Consider the following 18733-nt stretch of genomic DNA (forward strand, 5'->3'; position numbering starts at 1 on the left):
CACTCCAGCAGGAGGGTCAGCAATGGAGCTTTCCCCAGCGCTGCGGAACCGCGGGCTCTCCCGCCGCGGGTTCCTGCGCGCCACCGCCGCACTGGGCGCGGCGGACCTGGTCGGCGGCTGCACGGCATCGGCCGCACCGCCGGGCGCCACCACCGTCAGCATCTGGTCCTGGTTGACCGGCATGGACAAGTACGTCGCCGCGTTCAACGCCGCGCAGAAGGACGTGTTCGTCGAGTTGCGGGTGATCGCAGCCGGGCTGTCCGGTGGCTACGCGCAGCAGACCAACGCGATCAGGGCGCACAACGCGCCCGACGTCCTGCACGTCGAATACCAGGGTCTGCCGCAGATCCTGCTCACCGGCGGGCTGCGCGACCTCACCGCGGACATGGCGGATCTGGAGAGCCAGTACTCGCCCGCCGCGTGGCGTGGTGTGCGCCCCGACGGCAGGACGTGGGGCGTGCCGATGGACCTGGCGCCGATGGTCTTCTACTACCGCAAGGACTTGTTCGACCAGCACGGCATCGCGTTGCCGCGCACGTGGGACGACTTCCGCGCGGCGGCCGCCGCGGTGAAGCAGGTCGACCAGCAGGCGCGCATCTGCTCGTTCCCGCTCAACGACGGCTCGTTCTTCGCGGGAATGTCCTGGCAGGCAGGCGATCCGTGGTGGACGGCGCAGGGCGACACGTGGGCCGTCGACATCGCCGGTGAGGGCACGCTGCGGACGGCGTCCTACTGGCAGTCGATGATCTCGGACAACCAGGTCGCCGGCGTCGTCTACGGCACGCAGGACTGGATCGCCGGGATCCACGACGGCAAGCTGTGGGGCGTACTCGGCGCGTCGTGGAGCGTCGGCACGCTCAACCGGTCGATCCCGAAGGACACCGGGCGCTGGGCCGTCGCGACCATGCCGACCTGGGACGGCAAGCCCGCCAACGGGATCCAGGGCGGCACGGCCTTCGGCATCTCCGCGGAGAGCAAGGCGCCGGAGGCCGCGATGACGTTCCTGCGCTGGCTCAGCACGAACCCCGAGGTGCCGAAGATCGGCAGCACGTTCACCACTCCGTTCCCCGCGCACCTGCCCAACCGCGCCGTGGCACGGCAGGCGTACAAGGGCGGTTACTTCCTCGGCGACCCGGTCTACGACGTGCTCGACGAGGCGGCGAAACGGGTGCCGGACTGGACGTGGGGCCCCAACGCCCTGCGGTTGTTCTCGACCATCTCGGACTCCTTCGGACCGGTCCGCAGCGGCGGCACGACGTTGCCCGACGCGGTGCGGAAGGTCCAGCAGCACGCCGTGACCGACATGCGGGCCAGGGGACTCTCGGTGCGAGAGGGGAAGACGGCATGAGCGTCCTCGCGCCCGAGCGCGCACCCGCGCAGGAACAGACATCGACAGAGCCGGCCACCAGGACCCGCAAGAAGGACTTCGCCGGGGCGGTGCTGGCCGTGCCGTTCGCGATTCTGCTCGTCTGCACCGTGCTGGTGCCGGTGGCCTACACGCTCTACCTCAGCCTCTTCACCGAACGCTTGCGCGGCCTCGGTTTCTCCGGTCCCGAGCACGTGTTCGTCTGGCTCGGCAACTACCTCGAGGTGATCGCGGACTCGGCTTTCCACGCGAGCCTGGGCAACGTCGCGCTGTTCGCGCTGATCCACATCCCGAGCATGCTGATCGGCGCGCTGATCCTGGCTCTGCTGCTGGACTCCGCGGTCGTGCGGCTGAAGCAGGTGTGGTCGCTGGCGGTGTTCGTGCCGTACGCGGTGCCGGTGGTCATCGGTGGCCTGATCTGGGCGTACCTCTACAGCCCCACGATCGGCCCGATCAAGAACCTGCTGGGCTTCGACCCGTTGAGCGACACCACCGTGCTGCCGTCGATCGCGAACATCGCTACGTGGCAGTGGGTCGGCTACAACATGATCATCTTCTACACCGCCCTGCAGGCCGTTCCCAAGGAGATCGTGGAGGCGGCACGGGCGGACGGCGCGGGCGGGTTCCGCACCGCGTGGTCCATCAAGATCCCGGTGATCCGGCCGACGATCTTCGTGGCGGCGGTGTTCACCGTCATCGGGTCGTTGCAGGTGTTCACCGAACCCATGGTGCTCAAGGGTTTCACCGGCACGGTGACCAGCACGTGGTCGCCGAGCATGTACGTGTACGAGGCCGCGTTCGTGGCCGGTGACAACGGGCGCGCCGCGGCGGCGTCGGTGCTGATCGCGGTGATCTGCGCCGTGTTGTCCGCCGTCGTCATGCGCTTCTCGACGAGGAGGTCGTCACGGTGAGCTTCGCGGACAGCAAGTCCCGCTGGGTGTCCACCCCCGCGGTGCACGTGATCCTCCTGGTCGCCGCGCTGTACAGCCTGCTGCCGCTGGTGTGGCTCGTGACCTCGTCGACCAAGTCGCTCGGCGACTTCTCCACCACCGGCGCGTTCGAGTTCGGCGAGTGGAACCTGTGGGCCAACGTCAAGGCGTTGTTCGCGCAGGAGAACGGGATCTTCTGGCACTGGCTGCTCAACTCCGTGCTGTACGCGGGCGGCGGAGCGGTGCTCGGCTCGCTGATCTGCGCCGCCTGCGGGTACGCCATCGCCAAGACGAGCTTCCCCGGCCGCCGGCTGTTGTTCGCGCTCACACTGACCGGCGTGCTCGTGCCGACGACAGTGCTGGCGCTGCCGATGTACCTGCTCGCGTCCGAGCTGCGGATCGTCGACACGTTCTGGGCGGTGTTCGTTCCCTTGCTCACCAACCCGTTCGGCGTCTACCTCGCCAGGGTCTACGCCGACGCGTCGGTGCCGGACGAGGTGCTGGAGGCGGCGCGCGTCGACGGAGCGGGCCAGCTGCGCACGTTCTTCACGGTGGCGCTGCCGATGATGCGGCCCGGTGTCGTGACGGTGTTGCTGTTCCAGTTCATCGGGATCTGGAACAACTTCTTCCTGCCGCTGGTGCTGCTCACCGATCCGAAGCTCTTCCCCGTCAGCCTCGGCCTCTTCCAGTGGAGCACACGGCAGACCCAGTTCCCGCAGTACACCCCGCTGGTGATCACCGGGTCGCTGCTCGCGGTGCTGCCGCTGGTGGTGGCGTTCCTGGTGCTCAACCGGCAGTGGCGCAAGGGTCTCGCGGCGGGGAGCGTCAAGTGACGGAACACCGGCCAGAGGTCATGCTCGCCATGAGCCCGGACGTCGCCGACCTGCAGTTCGGCCCGCTGGAACTGGCGCGGTTGCGCAGGCTCGCGACGCTCGGTGATCCCTTGGTGGCGCACGACTTCTCGGCGCCCGCGGTACGCCGCCGCCTGGCCTCCGTGGAGGTGCTGATCACGTCGTGGGGCTGTCCTCCGATCGACGCGAACGTGCTGGAGGCGGCACCGCGGTTGCGAGCCGCCCTGCACGCGGCGGGCAGCGTGCGGTCACACGTCGGTGACGCCGTGTTCGACCGCGATGTCCTCGTCACGACGGCCGCGCACGTCAACGCCGAACCGGTCGCCCAGTACACGGTCGCGGCGATCCTGTGGGCGTTCAAGAAGGTGCCGTTCCTGGCCGCCGACGCCCGCCGGTTCCGCGAGGACTGGGGTTATCGGGAACGGCGCGGTGAACTGTCGGGGCTGGGCCGCACGATCGTGCTGGTCGGGTTCTCCCGCGTCGGCCGCAGGGTGGTGGAACTCCTGCGGCGGCTGCAGGCGGGCAGGCTGCTCGTGGTCGACCCGGTCGTCGATCCCGCGCTGGTGCGGGCGGCCGGCGCCGAGGTCGTCACGCTCGCCGAGGCACTCCCCCAGGCCGACGTGCTGAGCCTGCACGCCCCCGAGCTGCCCCAGACGCGCCACCTGATCGGCGCGGCGGAACTGGCCGCGCTGCCCGAGCACGCCACGCTCGTCAACACCGCCCGAGGGTCCCTTGTGGACACCGCGGCGCTGGAGGAGGCGTGCGTGCACGGACGTCTGCACGCCGTGCTGGACGTGACGGATCCGGAACCGCTGCCCGCCTGGTCGCGGCTCTACGACCTGCCGAACGTGGTGATCACGCCGCACGTCGCGGGATCTCTGGGCTCGGAGACGCGCCTCATGGCGGCGGCCGCGCTGGACGAGTTGGAGCGGTACGCCGGAGGGCGGCCACCGTTGGAACCGGTGACCAGGCACGGGCTCACGGTGCAGGCATGATGCTCCCACCCGAGAACCGCCGTCTCTCCCCGCACACCGGCTGGACCCGTGCCCACTGGGAAGCCACCGCCGACCACCTGCTCGACGCCGTCAACGGGCACTGGTCGCCGAGGTGCGCCCGGATCGACCTGCCCGGCGAGCCGAGCAGGTACGGACCGGTCTCCGACGGCCTCGAGGGATTCGCCCGCACGTTCCTGCTCGCCGGGTTCCGGGTGGCGGGCGGGGGCGATCCCGCGCTGCTGGAACGGTACGCGTGGGGCCTGGCCGCGGGCACCGATCCGCACTCGCCGGAAGCCTGGCCGCGACCGGACGAGCTGGGCCAGGCGAAGGTCGAGGCCGCGTCGATCGCGCTGGTGCTGCAGCTGACCAAGCCGTGGCTGTGGGACCACCTCGACGACAGCGTCCGCGAACGGGTCGTCGAGTGGATGGCCACCGTGATCGGCCAGCCGTACCCGCCGATCAACTGGGTGTGGTTCCGGATCGTCGTCGAGTCGTTCCTGCGGCAGGCCGGTGGTCCCTGGTCGGCCGGTGACATCGAGCACGACCTGGCGCTCCACGCGTCGTTCCGGCGTTCCGGTGGCTGGCTGAGCGACGGCGCGGAACGCGCGTTCGACCACTACACGGGCTGGGCGCTGCACCTGTACCCGTTGCTGTGGACGCATCTGTTCGACGTCCCTGAGTCCTTGTGCTCGCAGGAAACCCGCCGCACCTGGACGAGTGATCTCTCGCGGTACCTGCAGGACGCCGTGGCACTGCTCGGCGCCGACGGCTCGCCGTTGATGCAGGGCCGCAGCCTGACCTACCGGTTCGCCGCGGCGGCGCCATTCTGGGTGGCCGCGATCACCGGCACACCGGGCCAGGAGCCCGGCCTGCTGCGCCGGGCCGCGTCCGGGGTGCTGCGCCACTTCGTCGACCACGGCGCGCTGGAGCCGGACGGGGTGCTGCGCCTCGGCTGGCACGGCGGCTGGCCCGCGATCCGGCAGGCCTACTCCGGCCCCGGCTCTCCCTACTGGGCCGCCAAGGGGATGCTCGGCCTGGCCCTGCCCGTCGACCATCCCGTGTGGACGGACGTCGAACGCCCGCTGCCGGTGGAGACCGGCGACTTCACCCATGTGATCGCCGCACCGGGCTGGCTGGTGTCGGGCCGCCGCGCCGACGGCATCGTCACGACGATCAACCACGGCACCGACCACGCGTTGCCGGGTGATCAACGCGCGGACTCGCCGTTGTACGCGAAGTTCGGCTACTCCACGGCGACGATGCCGACCACCACCGACAACTCGGTGGTACTGCTCGACTCCGCGGGCGCCGCGAGCCACCGCGCGGGCTTCGAGACGCTCTTCGCCGAGGAACTGCCCGGCGAGGTGGTGGCGGCTGCGTCACGCGGACCCGTGCGCTGGGTCGACACCAGCGAGGACGACTCACCCGACCACGGTTCCGGCCGTTCGGGCGAGATCGTCGGGGGACCGCCGGTGCTGGTCGTCTCGGTGGTGCGCCGCGGCACGGAGGTCCGGCTCGTGCGCGTGGACGGCGAGACCGGCGCCCGGCTGAGGCTGTCGGGCTGGCCGATCGCCGGCGACACCCGGCCGCGTGCCGAGAGCGCAGCGTCGGAGGTCGTCGTCTCCGGTGCGCGTTTGCGTTCTTCGCTGTGCGTGCTGCGCGGCTTCGACCGGACCGGCGTGCACACCGGCACCGGCACGTCGCCGCTCGGCAAGTACGTCGCGACACCGTGGCTGGCGACGACCGGCCCCGTCGTGCGCGGTGACGTGCTGGCCGCGGCCGTGCGCCTCGACCGGGACGGCACCACGACCACTCCGCAGCTCACCGTGCACGGCAACGACATCGTGCTGCGGTGGAGCGACGGACTCGAAACACGGATCACCCTGCCCGATCCCCGTGACGTGGCAGCCAACGATCGCCGCGTCTCCGCCGCTCGACAGGGCGGCACGAGCTCGCGATGAACGGCGCACTTGTTCACCTCAGGTGGACAAATGCGCCGTTCATCAGTTGCTCGTACCGCGATGCGCCGTCTGAGCGCCGAGTGCGGGCGAAGGCTGACTACCTCGGCACTAGTAGACCGTCGCCTCTAACCTTTGGTATGGGCCGGTCGTCCGCGTGTCGCCGCGGCGTGTCGGCGATGTGATCGTGAGTTGGCGGTAGGTGGCGTGATCAGCAAACGTTTGCCTTGGCTCGCAACTACAACCAACTCAAGATCGCGGACCACACAACTAAGCCGCGACGCTCCACTAGGAGGAACGTCGCGGCTTGGTTGTGCTGCGTTGAGTCGGGCAGGGGGCTGGGCGGTCTGGTGCTCGTCACCGGAAGCCCGGATGGTCGCGCTCTCATGTACGTCGCTGCCGAGATGGCGGTAGAGAAACGCTGACGCAAACGTCTTGGCTGATCACCGCAACTGCTGCCAACCGTGCAGTCGGCAGCCGTGAGAGCGCGATCTTCATGATCGAAGCGCGGCTGCCTGCCGGCATCACTCTCAGTGTCACATCCCAAGAGATAGCTGCGACACGCTACTAGGAGGAACAATGGTCACCCGCAGGACAGTGCTGTCCGGTGCGGCGGCCGCCATCGCGGCGACAGCCCTCGGCACCCGAGCCGGTGCCGACCAGACCATCACCGTCGACCCCGCCACGAGCTACGGCACTTGGGAAGGCTGGGGCACGTCACTTGCCTGGTGGGCCAACGTGTTCGGCGACCGCGACGACTTCGCCGACCTGTGGTTCACCATGAAGTCCGTCACCTACAACGGAACGACGCTGCCCGGCCTGGGCATGAACATCGCCCGCTACAACCTCGGCGCGTGCAGCTGGAACTCCGTCGACGGCGCGAAGATGGTCTCGTCGCCGAACATTCCGCGCTTCAAGCAGATCGAGACGTTCTGGCAGGACTGGCGCACCACGGATCCCGGCTCGTGGCAGTGGGGCGCCGACGCGAAACAACGCGCGTCCCTGGTCAAGGCCGTCGCACGGGGCGCGATCACGGAGCTGTTCTCCAACTCCCCCGCGTGGTGGATGTGCGTCAACCACAACCCTTCCGGCGCCGACAACGCCAACAGCAACAACCTCCAGTCGTGGAACTACCGCACGCACGCCGCCTACCTGGCCGAGGTGGCCAGGCAGTTCCGCGACCGGTTCGGCGTCACCTTCCGCACGGTCGAGCCGTTCAACGAGCCCGCGTCGGACTACTGGTCGGCTACCGGCAGGCAGGAAGGCTGCCACTTCGATCCGTCGCTCCAGCGGACGGTGTTGCAGTACCTGCGCGAGGAGATGAACAACCGCGGCCTGGCGGGCATGCGGATCGCGGCGTCCGACGAGACCAGCTACGACGCGGCGCGCAGCACGTGGAACTCCTTCGACGCCACCACGAAGTCGGTCGTGAACCAGCTCAACGTGCACGGCTACCAGGGTTCTGGCGGGCGCCGCGACCTGCTCTACACCGACGCCAAGGCGGCGGGCAAGGTGCTGTGGAACTCCGAGTACGGCGACAAGGACGGCACCGGGCTCTCGATGGCGGGCAACCTGTGCCTGGACTGGCGCTGGCTGCACCCGACGGCGTGGTGCTACTGGCAGGTGATGGACCCGACGCCGGAGTGGGCGCTGATCGCCTACGACCCGGACACGCTGCAGGCGGGTGCCGTGCAGCGCAAGCTCTACGTGCTGGCGCAGTTCACCCGGCACATCCGGCCGGGCATGCGGATCATCTCCGCCTCCGCGGGAAACGCCGCCGTGGCCCTCGATCCCGCCACCCGCAGGCTCGTGCTGGTCGGCGTGAACACCGCGACCTCGGCGCAGACGATCACCTTCGACCTGAGCCGGTTCGGCACCCTGCCCACCGGCCTGGTCACCAGGTGGTCCACGTCGACGACCAGCGGCAGCGACAGGTACGTGCAGCGCACCGACGTCCAGCTGGACGGCAAGCTGCTGCGGGTGCCGTTCGCCGCGGGGCAGGTGCAGACCTTCCAGCTCGACGGGGTCTCGGCCTGACGTGCAGAGGTGCGCATGTGGCAACCCGAATTAGGCGGAAGATCTTCCGTCGATCGCCGAACGACGAACGGAACTTAGGTAACGCTCACATACGCTCGCCGGGAATCATTTTCGTCACGGGGAGCGGGGTACGGCGTTGGGCGCAGCACTTCGCGGTCGTTCGCGAGCGCTGCGCCGGTTCGGCGTGCTCACGCCGACCGCCCGGCTGCTGGTACTGAGCCAGCTGCTGTTCAACATCGGCTTCTTCCTGGTGCTGCCGCACCTCGCCGGGCATCTCGCCGACGAGCTCGGGCTCGCGGGCTGGTTGGTCGGTTTGGTGCTGGGCGTGCGCACGTTCAGCCAGCAGGGCCTGTTCGCCGTCGGCGGTGTGCTCACCGACCGGTTCGGCGCGAAGCCGCTGATCATCACCGGTTGCCTGGTGCGCGCGGCGGGTTTCACGGTGCTGGCGGTGGCATCCGAGCTGCCCACCGTCCTCTGTGGAGTCGCACTCGTCGGGTTCGCGAGCGCGTTGTTCTCACCGGCGGCCGAGGCATCCCTTGCCCGTGAGGCGGATCCGGACGCACGCGCGGACACGTTCGCGATCCGGTCCATGGCGGGCGAGGTCGGCACGGTGCTCGGGCCGTTGCTCGGTGTCGTGCTGTCGGCGAGCTTCCCCCTCACCTGTGTGATCGGTGCGGTGCTGTTCTGCCTGATCATGCTGCTGCACCTCGAGTTCCTGCCGCGCCGGCCGGGCGAGCACCGCGACGAGGGCATCTTCGACGGCTGGCGCGAGGTCTTCGGCAACCGGGCGTTCCTGCTCTTCGCCGCCGGGTACTCGGCCTATCTCGTCTCCTACAACCAGCTCTACCTCGCGCTGCCCGCCGAACTGCACCGCGTCGGAGCGCCGGACCAGGCGCTGGGGCTGTTGTTCGCGCTCGCATCGGCGCTGGTGGTGTTCGGCCAGCTGCCGACGACGGCGCTCGCCCGGCGGCTGCTCGGCCGCGAACGCGCGCTGGTGGCCGGTTTCACCGTCATGGCGCTCGCGTTCGGCGTGGTCGCGCTGCGGCCGCCGGGACTGGTGGGCGCCACCGCGTTCGTCATTCTGCTGATCTTCGGCCAGATGCTGGCCGCCCCGTTCGCGATGGAGGTCGTGCCGCTGCTGGCGGGCGACCGCAGGCTCGGCGCGCACTTCGGCGTGCTGTCGTCCGCGGGTGGCGTGGCGGTGCTCGTCGGCAGCACGGCGAGCGGAGCCCTGCTGGGCCAGGGCCGCGTCGCGTGGCTGCTGCTCGGACTCCTGCCGTTGGCGGGCGCGTGCGTCATGGCGTTCTCCGGCAGACGGCGCGCGTTCCTCTCCTGATCGAAAGGCACACCATGTTGTTGCGACGAACCCTGCTCGCCGCCGCGGTGCTCTCGCTGACCGCGGGATGTTTCGCCGGCAGCCAGGCGGAAGGCCCGGCGCGGTTGCGCGTCACGCTGCCGTTCGCGCCCGTGCAGTCGTTGTCGCCGTGGGGAGACGACGGCGTCACGCTCACCCGGCTCGGCATCGCGGAGACGCTCGTGCGGCTCGACGCCGACGGCAAGCCCCAGCCGCTGCTGGCCGAGAGCTGGACGCGCAAGTCGCCGACGACATGGTCGTTCCGTGTGCGCGGCGGCGTGAAGTTCCACGACGGCACCGCACTCACCGCCGCGGCCGCCGCCGACGCGCTCAACCGGGCAGCGGCGGCGAGCCCGGTGCCGCGCGCGATCAAGGGCGTCGGCGTGAGCGCGAAGGCCGCCGGTGACCTCGACCTCGAGGTGAGCACGGTCGCGCCCGATCCCACGCTGCCGCAACGACTTTCGTCGGCGAACCTCGTCGTGCTCTCCCCCGCCGCCTACCAGGGCGAACGGGTGAGCCCGGTGAAGGCGGGCACCGGGCCGTTCGTGCTGCCGGACCTGAACGTGACGGCGGGCGCGACGCTCAGCCGGTTCGACGGGTACTGGGACGGCGTTCCCGCACTGTCCGGTGTGGACGTTCGGTTCGTGCCCGACGGCAACACCCGTGCCGCCGCGTTGCGCGCGGGCGAGGTCGACGTCGCCACCACCGTGCCGATCAGCGGGCTCGCCAACGTCACCGCGGCGGAGGTGCCGCTGCCGAGGACGGTGTCGGTGCTGCTCAACACCGCCAAGCCGCCGTTCGCGGACCCGAGGTTGCGCGCGGCGGTGCGGGAGGCGGTCGACCCGGCCGCTTTGGCGAAGGGTGTCTACGAGGGCCACGCCGACCCAGCCACGGGGGTCTTCCGGGGCACGGCGCCGCGCCAGATCACGCCCACCGGTGCGACCGCGGGCGGCCAGAAGATCACCCTGGCCACCTGGAGCGACCGGCCGGAGCTGCCGGGCGTCGTCACTGCCGTCGCCGAGTCGTTGCGCGGCAAGGGTTTCGAGGTCGAGCAGGTGGTGCGCAAGTACAGCCAGCTCGAACCCGACCTGCTCGCGGGCAACTTCGACGCCGTGATCTTCTCCCGCTCGTACGCGATGGACAGCGGTGACCTGGCCGCGAACCTGAGCCTCGACTTCAGCTGCTCCGGCGGTTTCAACCTGGTGAAGGTGTGTGATCCGGCGCTGGACACCGCCATCGGCCAGGCGCTGGCCCTCGATGACGTCACCGCCCGCCGGACCGCGTCGATGCGGGCCCAGGACGCCGTTCTCACGACCAACGCGGTGGTGCCGCTGGTGCACGAGCGCACCATGATCGGGCGTTCGGGCGCGGTCAGCGGGCTGTCCACCGACCCGTACGAGCGTCTGCTGATCACCGGCAAGACCCGCATGTCATGAGAGTGCTCGGACGGCTCTGCGCGCTGCTCGCCCTCACCGCGGTGATCGGCCTGCTGCCACTGGTGGCTGGCAGGGATCCGGCACTCGCGGTGCTGCGGGCGCGTTCCGCCGATCGGGAGCCCGACGCCGAGGCGATCGCGTCGGTGCGGCGCGAACTCGGTCTGGACGGCGGGCCGTTCGAGCTGCTCGGCCGCTGGTCCGGCCGGGCGCTGCACGGTGATCTCGGCACCTCGTGGGTGTCCGGTGAGCCGGTGACCGCTCCACTGGGAGCGGCCATCGGCGTCTCGGTCACGCTGACGGCGCTCGCGGCGGTGGTCGCGCTCCTCGTGATGACCGCGCTGGTCGGCCGCCCGTTCGTGCTCGGCTTGCGCGGCAGGTCTCCTTCGAGCCGCGCGGGCCTCGCGGCCGTGCTCGCCGCACTGCCGGAGTTCCTCATCGGCTCGGTGCTGCTGCTGGTGGTGTCCGTGCGGCTGGGCTGGCTTCCGACGTCGGGCTGGCGCGACCTCAGCTACGCCGTGCTGCCCTCCATCGCCCTGGGCACACCGGCGGGCGCGGTGCTGGCCGTCGTCGCCGGTGACGCCCTGCGCGACGCCGTCGCCGCACCCTGGCTGCGCTCGTGGACGGCCGCGGGTTTCGGCGCACGCACGATCGCGCTGGCCGTGCTGCGCCGCGCGGGGTCCGTGGTGACCGGCCAGCTCGGCATCGTCGTGGCGGGCATGTTCGGCAGCGCCGCCACGGTCGAGGTGGTGTTCGGCGTGCCGGGCCTGGGCAGGCTCGCGGTGGACGCGGCGCTGGCGCAGGACGTGCCGGTGGTCCAGGCGTGCGTGCTGGTGATCCTTCTCACGGGTGCCGCGGCGGGCGCGATCGGGGCGCTGGCGCAACGGTTGCTGCTCGGCCCGGCGCTCACCGACGGGGCGTTGGAGTCCGCGGCTCCGCGCCCGGTGGTGTCCGGCCGGTTGGGTCTGGTCCTGCCTGCCGCGGCTGTGGTTTCGGTCGTACTGTGGGGAATCTGGCGCGATCCGTTCACAGTGGACCTTTCGGCGCGGCTGCTGCCTCCGTCCGCGGCACACCCGATGGGCACCGACGCGCTGGGCCGTGACCTGCTCGCACGGGTCGCCCACGGCGCACTGCACACCGCCGTCCTGGCGACGGGAGTGACGGTCCTGGTCGTCGTGATCGCCCTGCTGGTCGGCATCGCGGGCCGGCGCGGCTCGGCGGCCGCGGACCTGGTGAACGCGCTGCCGACGGTGGTGGTCGCACTGGCCGTCGCCGCGACCGCGGGCCCTGGCTGGACGAGCGCCGTGATCGCGGTCGCCGCGGTGGCCTGGGCTCCCCCGGCCGCCCACGCCCGGTCACTGGCGCTGGAACAACGCGGCAGCGCCCACCTCACCGCCGCGCGGGCACTGGGCGCGAGCACCCGGCACATCCTGCTCCGGCACGTGCTGCCCGCCGTCCTGCCTCCCGTGCTGCGCAACGCTTTCGTGCGCCTGCCCGCCATCGCACTCGCACTCGCGTCGCTGGGCTACCTCGGGCTCGGTGCGCAGCCGCCCGAGCCCGAGTGGGGGCTCCTGCTGGCGGAGGGCATGCCGAACGTGGAGCGGGCGCCGTGGGTCGTGGTGTTCCCGGCGGCGGCACTGGTGACGCTCGGAGTCGGCGCCGTGGTGGCGGCGAGCCGGATGCGCTGACGTCAGGCCACCGCGTCCGCGAACAACGCCGCCCTCAACAGCTGAGCCCCGTGCCCACCGGCCGGATCCCATCCGGTGATCTTCGCGATGCGCTGCAACCGGTAGTCCATCGTGCTGCGGTGGACGAACAGGTCGCGGGCCGCCTGGTTGCGGTTGAAGTCCGCGTGGACGAGCGCGACCAGCGTCTCCCACAGGACCTGGTTCTCGCGCACCGGCCTGATGATCTCGGCCAGCCGGCCGGCGACCTGGGCGTTGGACGCGATCGCCTGCTCCACCAGCACGTCGGTCAGCGCGTAGGTGCCGGCGGGCCGGCATCCGGCCGCCACCAGGCGCAGCACCTCGGTGGCCTCGGTGTAGGCGTCCTCGAGCTCGGCCACGGGGCGCCTGGCGGTGGCGACCCACCTGGTGCCGCCCATCAGCCGAGTCGTGATCTTGTCCAGCAGGTCGGTGTCGCGGTCGGGGACCAGCAGCACGAGGAGGCCGGATCTCGTCGTGCGGAGGACGCCGTGCAGGTCGAGCTCCTGCAGCCGCACGTCCCGCTGCTCGGAGATCACCACCACGTAGCCGGGTGCGAGCCGCCCCAGCACGCCGTGCGGGACCGCCTTGCCGTCGATCAGGTCGGCGGCGAGGTCACCGGACGGCGGCAGCGCGGCGGTGCAGCTGAGCCCGTCGAGGAAGTCCTCGAGCAGCTGGGCACCGGCGCGGGCGAGCTGGAGCAGCTCGGGGTCGTCCGCCGCGGCCGCGCACAACAGCTCGGTCAGACCGGCAGGCCTGGTGCCCGACCACTGCTCACCTGCCGCCCGGACCTTCGCACGGAACTCGGCGAACCGATGTTCGTGCTCGCCCACCACGCGCAGGTTGAGCGCGGGGTCGGCCTCCCAGTCCGGTGAGGTGTTCGGCATGGCCACATCCGCAGTTTTGATGCGCACGTTCACAACGTCAACATGCCATGCGTTAAATCACCAGCAAAGTGCCGTCTCAATTCGTTTCCACCACAACTGTGAGGTGCATTTCATTAGCGGCAACGCATGGTATTGCGATCTCTTGACCCCTCAGATAAGGAAGGTTTGTTAACGTAAACAATCCGATTGCCGACGCAACAACTCAGTTGCTGCTGCTGATGCTCGCGACCAGGTTGATCGTGGTCGCGAGCAGGCCGGTGCCGAAGAGATACGAGAACAACGCGTGCCGCAGCGCCGTGCGGCGGATCTCGCTCGTGGAGAGGGAAGTGTCGGACACCTGGAACGTCATCCCGATGCTGAACGCGACGTACGCGAAGTCCCCATAGTCTGGCGGGTCCGGCTGGTTGAAGTCGATACCGCCGTCGACGTCGTGGTAATAGAGCCGGGCGTAACGCAGTGTGAAGATCGTGTGCACGACAGTCCATGACAACACCACGGACTGCACACCGAGTCCCACGCGCAAAAGTTCTGACGTGCCAGAGGTTTCGGCCGCACGAGCGAGCACGAAACCGACGGACACGAGGCTCGCGACCGCCGCGAGCAGCAACACGATTTCGGCGACAGCGCGTGTGGGGTCGTTGCGCACGGCGTGCCGCGCGGTCTCCTCCGCGTCCATCGGCCAGATCAGGACCCACACCCAGGTCAGGTAGACCAGCGTCGCCACGTTCCAGCCGACGAGCGGCCCGAACTCGGCGTGACCGGTGAGCGAGACCACGAGGCCGGCCGTGACCCCGGCGGCGAGCACCGTCGCGAACTTCGTCCTCGCCAGGACGTAGCCGTCGTCGGACGGCGGGCGGACCGGGAGATCATCTGGCATGAGACCCGAAGGTACGACATGTCGGTCAGCTCCGCCGCGACCCGCCCGCCCCAGGATGCAGCTCCGGCACGGCGCCACGGACGACGTGCTGAGGTACCGAACTTCGGGGAGGAGGTTCGGCGTACCGGTCGCCCACTCGACCTTCGCGTCGCGCACCGGCACAACGCGTTGCCGTTCCAGGACGACACCGCGATCGCCGACGGCAGTCGCGGTCAGTGACCGAACTCCCGCAACAACCCCGAGTACCGCTTCGGCGGCGGGACCGCGAACTCGTCCCGCTTGCCGGTGCGCAACCCCATCTCCACCAACGCCTGCACGGTGAGCACGGCGGACTGGACGCCGTCGACCACCGGCACGCCGATCGCCGCCGAGATCACCGGTGCCCAGTCCGTCATGCCCGCGCAGCCGAGCACCACCGCGTCCGCGCCGTCCTCCTCGACGGCGCGGGCGCAGGCGGTCGTGACGACGTCGAGAGCGCCCGGATCCCGGTCGAGCTCCAGCACCGGGATGTCACAGGCGTGCACGCCCCGGCACAGCCCGCGCACGCCGTACCGCTCGGCCAGCTCCCACGCCCGGCCGCGGGTGCGCGACAGCGTGGTCACCACGGTGAAGCCCCGTCCCAGGTACGCGGCCGTGCGCATGGCCGCTTCGGCGATCCCGACCACAGGTCCCCTGGCCAGCTCCCGCGCGGCGTCGAGTCCGGGGTCGCCGAAGCACGCGACGACGTAACCGTCCACACCGGACACTTCGCCGTCGGCGATCTCCTGCAGCAAACCCGGAACGCTCAACGCCTCGTCGTAGTGGCTCTCGATCGACTCCGGCCCCATCTGCGGGCTGACCGCCACGACGGTCGTACCCGCAGCGGCGACGGCCTTGGCGGACCGTTCCACCAGCGCGGTCATGTCCGCGCTGGTGTTCGGGTTCACCACCTTGACGATCACCGAGCGCGCCTCGACGCCAGCGTGTGCACCACCAGGCCGACTGCCATGCCGATGAACCAGCTGTACTGCGCGGCGGGCGCCAGTGCGGAGATCAGGACCGGGGCCACGGCGACGACCGCGCCGGCGGCGGTGGCGGCGATCGCCTTCGGGTTGTAGCCCTTGCGGTAGTGGTAGCGGCCGTCCGGCGACAGCGTGAACAGGTCGTCCACCACCACCTTCTGCTTGCGCACCAGGTAGTAGTCCGCGATCAGCACGCCGAACAGCGGACCGATGAACGCGCCGAGCACCTCCAGCGTGTAGTGGATGACCTCAGGGCTGTTGTAGAGGTTCCACGGCGTGATGAGGACCGACCCGACGGCGGCGATCATGCCGCCCGCGCGCCAGCTGATCTTCTGCGGGCTGACGTTGGAGAAGTCGAACGCGGGCGAGATGAAGTTCGCGACGATGTTGATCCCGATCGTCGCGATGGTGAACGTCAGCGCGCCCAGCACGATCGCGAACGTGCTGTCGACGCGCGCGACCGTCTCGACCGGGTCGGTGATGAGCTCGCCGAACACCGGCAGCGTCAGCGACGTCGTCATGACCACCAGCACCGAGAACACCAGGAAGTTCACCGGCAGGCCGAGCAGGTTGCCCCGCTTGACCGCGGCGAACGAGCGGCCGTAACGGGAGAAGTCGCCGAAGTTCAGCATCGGGCCGGAGAAGTACGACACCACCAGGGCGATCGCGCCGAGCATCACGGGCACCGACGCGAGACCGGTGAGGCGGACCTCGCCGAGGCTCAGGTCGATCGCGCTCCAGCCCGCCCGGTAGATCAGGTAGCCGGTGAGCAGGAACATCACCACGTACACGGCGGGACCGCAGAAGTCGATGAACCGGCGGATCGTCTCCATACCGGTCCAGAACACCGCCGCCTGCACGAGCCACAGCAGCGCGAACGAGCCCCAGCCGAGCAACGGCAGCCCGAGGAACCCGTACTGCTGCACGTCCGCGTACGGCATGAGCGCCGGGAAGAGCTTGAGCAGCACCACGTTCAGCGCCGCGGACGCGAGGTAGGTCTGGATGCCGTACCACGCCACCGCGATGAGGCCGCGGATGATCGCCGGGACGTTGGCGCCCAGCACACCGAACGACGCCCGGCAGATGACCGGGTACGGCACACCGGTGACCTGGCTGGGTTTCGCGACGAGGTTGCAGAAGACGTTCACGATGCCGATGCCGATGAGCAGCGCCAGCAGCACCTGCCAGCTGGACAGCCCGAGCATGAACAGGCTGCCTGCGGTCACGTAGCCGCCGACACTGTGCACATCGGACATCCAGAACGCGAAGATGTTGTAGGAGCCCCAGGTCTGGTTCTTCAGCGGCGCCAGGTCCTCGTTGGTGAGGCGTGGTTCGTACTGGGCTGTGGCGCCGATCGCCGGGCGGGCGACAGTATCGGTCATCACCGACTCCTCGTGACCTCGGATGTGGGTGCGAGCAGCCTGGTCCGGCAGTGTTACGCCCTAATGACGCGAACCGTATATCTTCCCCGTCGCGCTCAGTCGGAGTCGACGAACAACCCTGTGTGACGAGGCAATGCGGCGAGTGACGCCCGCAGCCTGCCGTGGTGCGCCCGCGCCGCGGCCACCAGCCTGTCCACGTCCCGCGCCAGGAACGCCGCGAGCATCTCCTCGTGGTCGCGGTGCATCTCGACCTTCGCGCCGTCGGGCACGTGGGCCATGGGCTGCACCGGTTCGGTGGTGTTCCACGCCGACTCCAGCATGGCCATCAACCGGTGCATCCCGCACGGCCGTACCAGCGCCAGGTGGAACCGCCTGCTGTCGCGATGGTATGCGCGCACGTCGTGGGCGGCGATGGCCTGGCCGAGAGCCTCGTGCGTGGCGGTCGCCTCCAGGTCGTCCTGCTCGGTCGCCGAGGCCACCGCGGCGGTCAGTGCCGCCACCTCCAGCACCTCGCGCACCACGTACAACTCGTGCAGCTCACGGGTCGTCAGCCGGGCGACGTGATAGCCGAGGTTGGGCCGGTGCTCGACCAGTCCCTCGCCGATCAGCGTCTTCAACGCCTCACGCACGGGGATGCGGCTCACCCCGAACACCTGTGCGACCTCGTCGAGCGGGATCGGCGTGCCCGGCGGCACCTCACCGTCGAGCAGGCACCGGCGCAGTTCCTCGAGGATCGACGCCTGGGAACCACCCGGCTGGTCGCTCACCAGCCGGGCGATCAGCGCAGAACGTTTCCGCGGGCCCGCCACGTCCAGCAGCCTATGCCACGAACGGGCAGCAGACGCCACTCCGGGTGGCCGCTGAGGCCACCTCCCAGCGGTTCCTTCGCAACCGAATAACCCCTAATGTTCAGGCATGCCAAAGTGGAAAGCGCTCTCCCTGCTCCTGGCACTCCAACTCTCGGCGACGGCCACACCGGCCCTCGCCGACCACTCCCCCTCCTGCGCGCGCCCCGGCGTGCTGTTCTGCGAGAACTTCCAGTCCGTCCCGCTCGGCGGCGCCACCAGTCTCAACTGGGGAGTCGACACCAGCCACGGCACGCTGACCGTGGAGAAAGCCACGCGCGGCCAACGGGTTCTGCACGTGCACACCGAACGCAACGGCCGGGCGTTCCTCCGGGTGGAGGACTTCGCGCCGCCCGGCAACAGCTTCTACGGACGCGTGCGGCTCAAGGCCAAAGCCTTCCCGCGCAAGCCGGACTGGGCCCACTACACCCTGATCGAGGCCACCGGCCAGGGCGCCGAGATCGTGCGGCCGCTCGGCGGGCAGTACGTGCCCACTGTGGACCGTCCGCTGTGGGGTGTCGGCGCCGACGGCGGGCCGACCGGCGACTGGACGAACTGGCGCGAGTCGGCCCCGTCCCGTGAGGACGTCTGGCAGTGCGTCGAGTGGCGGATGGACGCCGCCGACAACCAGGTCGAGCTCTGGTTCGACGGCGTCCCGCAGCCGGATCTGACCGTGTCGACGCGCAACCACGGCGGAAACCCGGTGGACTTCGTGTTCCCGCGGTTCACCACGGTCAAGTTCGGCTGGCAGCTCTACCAGCCCAACGAGGGCGCCTACGACCTCTGGATGGACGACATCGCGCTCGCGACCGACCGGATCGGCTGCTGAGGTCTCATCCGCAGACCACCCCGTCCAGCGTCGGTGAGAGGAACGGCGGGGTGCCGCCGCCATGGGTCGCGTTGTAGCCGATGGTGGCGGTCCCGCCGGTGCCGAGAGCACCGTTCCAGGACGCGTTCCCGACCTCTACGAGATCGCCCTTGTCGATCCACGTGCCGTTCCAGCCCCGCGACACCGTCACGCCCCGCGCGGAGAACGCGGACCCGCTGCCGTTGCGGCTCGTGTCGAATCACCGCGCGCAACGTGTGCGGGACCGCCTGGTCGAACGTCGACCGAC

Annotated in this window: 16 protein-coding genes; 10 read left to right on the plus strand and 6 right to left on the minus strand. The window is 70.0% G+C overall.

What is annotated here, in order from left to right:
• The first annotated feature begins 22 nt into the window (after positions 1–22).
• From JOD27_RS33970 to JOD27_RS34010, 9 genes are all read left to right on the plus strand, one after another.
• Positions 23–1348 (plus strand): ABC transporter substrate-binding protein, encoded by a 1326-nt coding sequence (locus JOD27_RS33970; protein ID WP_204766415.1) that lies wholly within the window; start codon positions 23–25, stop codon positions 1346–1348.
• Positions 1345–2277: a carbohydrate ABC transporter permease gene (locus tag JOD27_RS33975; protein ID WP_204766416.1), complete on the plus strand. Its 933-nt coding sequence runs from the start codon at positions 1345–1347 to the stop codon at positions 2275–2277. The genes JOD27_RS33970 and JOD27_RS33975 overlap by 4 nt, the downstream gene beginning before the upstream one ends.
• Positions 2278–2318: 41 nt before the next feature.
• Positions 2319–3128: a carbohydrate ABC transporter permease gene (locus tag JOD27_RS33980; RefSeq protein ID WP_204766490.1), complete on the plus strand. Its 810-nt coding sequence runs from the start codon at positions 2319–2321 to the stop codon at positions 3126–3128.
• Complete coding sequence (locus JOD27_RS33985) at positions 3125–4141, plus strand: hydroxyacid dehydrogenase (protein WP_307830484.1); 1017 nt, start codon at positions 3125–3127, stop codon at positions 4139–4141. Before JOD27_RS33980 ends, JOD27_RS33985 begins: the two co-directional genes overlap by 4 nt.
• The gene (locus tag JOD27_RS33990) at positions 4138–6102 is read left to right on the plus strand and encodes a DUF2264 domain-containing protein (RefSeq protein WP_239570155.1); all 1965 of its coding nucleotides are present in this window, start codon (positions 4138–4140) and stop codon (positions 6100–6102) included. Before JOD27_RS33985 ends, JOD27_RS33990 begins: the two co-directional genes overlap by 4 nt.
• A 576-nt stretch (positions 6103–6678) precedes the next feature.
• Positions 6679–8136, plus strand: a complete 1458-nt coding sequence (locus JOD27_RS33995) for a glycoside hydrolase (protein WP_204766417.1) — start codon at positions 6679–6681, stop codon at positions 8134–8136.
• A gap of 136 nt (positions 8137–8272) precedes the next feature.
• A complete protein-coding gene (locus JOD27_RS34000) occupies positions 8273–9472 on the plus strand; it encodes an MFS transporter (RefSeq protein ID WP_204766418.1) in 1200 nt (399 codons plus the stop codon).
• A gap of 14 nt (positions 9473–9486) precedes the next feature.
• Positions 9487–10926, plus strand: a complete 1440-nt coding sequence (locus tag JOD27_RS34005) for an ABC transporter substrate-binding protein (protein WP_204766419.1) — start codon at positions 9487–9489, stop codon at positions 10924–10926.
• Positions 10923–12611 carry an ABC transporter permease subunit gene (locus JOD27_RS34010; RefSeq protein WP_204766420.1) on the plus strand — a complete coding sequence of 563 codons (1689 nt, stop codon included), beginning with the start codon at positions 10923–10925 and terminating at the stop codon, positions 12609–12611. Before JOD27_RS34005 ends, JOD27_RS34010 begins: the two co-directional genes overlap by 4 nt.
• Before the next feature lie 2 nt (positions 12612–12613).
• Here JOD27_RS34010 and JOD27_RS34015 read toward each other — a convergent pair whose 3' ends face one another.
• The 5 genes from JOD27_RS34015 to JOD27_RS34035 all read right to left on the minus strand — a co-directional run bounded on the left by JOD27_RS34015 (position 12614) and on the right by JOD27_RS34035 (position 17582).
• Positions 12614–13540, minus strand: coding sequence for a PucR family transcriptional regulator (locus tag JOD27_RS34015; protein ID WP_204766421.1), 927 nt, complete (start codon positions 13538–13540; stop codon positions 12614–12616).
• A 175-nt stretch (positions 13541–13715) separates the two neighbouring features.
• Positions 13716–14390: a DUF1345 domain-containing protein gene (locus JOD27_RS34020; protein WP_204766422.1), complete on the minus strand. Its 675-nt coding sequence runs from the start codon at positions 14388–14390 to the stop codon at positions 13716–13718.
• A 212-nt stretch (positions 14391–14602) separates the two neighbouring features.
• A complete protein-coding gene (locus JOD27_RS34025) occupies positions 14603–15331 on the minus strand; it encodes an aspartate/glutamate racemase family protein (protein WP_204766423.1) in 729 nt (242 codons plus the stop codon).
• Complete coding sequence (locus JOD27_RS34030; protein ID WP_204766424.1) at positions 15328–16773, minus strand: NCS1 family nucleobase:cation symporter-1; 1446 nt, start codon at positions 16771–16773, stop codon at positions 15328–15330. The genes JOD27_RS34025 and JOD27_RS34030 overlap by 4 nt, the downstream gene beginning before the upstream one ends.
• Before the next feature lie 95 nt (positions 16774–16868).
• Positions 16869–17582 carry a GntR family transcriptional regulator gene (locus JOD27_RS34035; RefSeq protein WP_204766425.1) on the minus strand — a complete coding sequence of 238 codons (714 nt, stop codon included), beginning with the start codon at positions 17580–17582 and terminating at the stop codon, positions 16869–16871.
• Positions 17583–17688: 106 nt separating this feature from the next.
• Here JOD27_RS34035 and JOD27_RS34040 point away from each other — a divergent pair, with 106 nt between their 5' ends.
• Positions 17689–18447, plus strand: coding sequence for a hypothetical protein (locus tag JOD27_RS34040; RefSeq protein ID WP_204766426.1), 759 nt, complete (start codon positions 17689–17691; stop codon positions 18445–18447).
• A gap of 4 nt (positions 18448–18451) precedes the next feature.
• On the opposite strand, the gene JOD27_RS34045 is transcribed toward JOD27_RS34040, so the two are convergent.
• Entirely contained in the window at positions 18452–18637 is a 186-nt protein-coding gene (locus JOD27_RS34045) for a cellulose binding domain-containing protein (protein ID WP_204766427.1), read from the minus strand.
• Positions 18638–18733 lie beyond the last annotated feature (96 nt).

The organism is Lentzea nigeriaca (assembly GCF_016907955.1).
GTDB classification, from domain to species: Bacteria; Actinomycetota; Actinomycetes; order Mycobacteriales; family Pseudonocardiaceae; genus Lentzea; species Lentzea nigeriaca.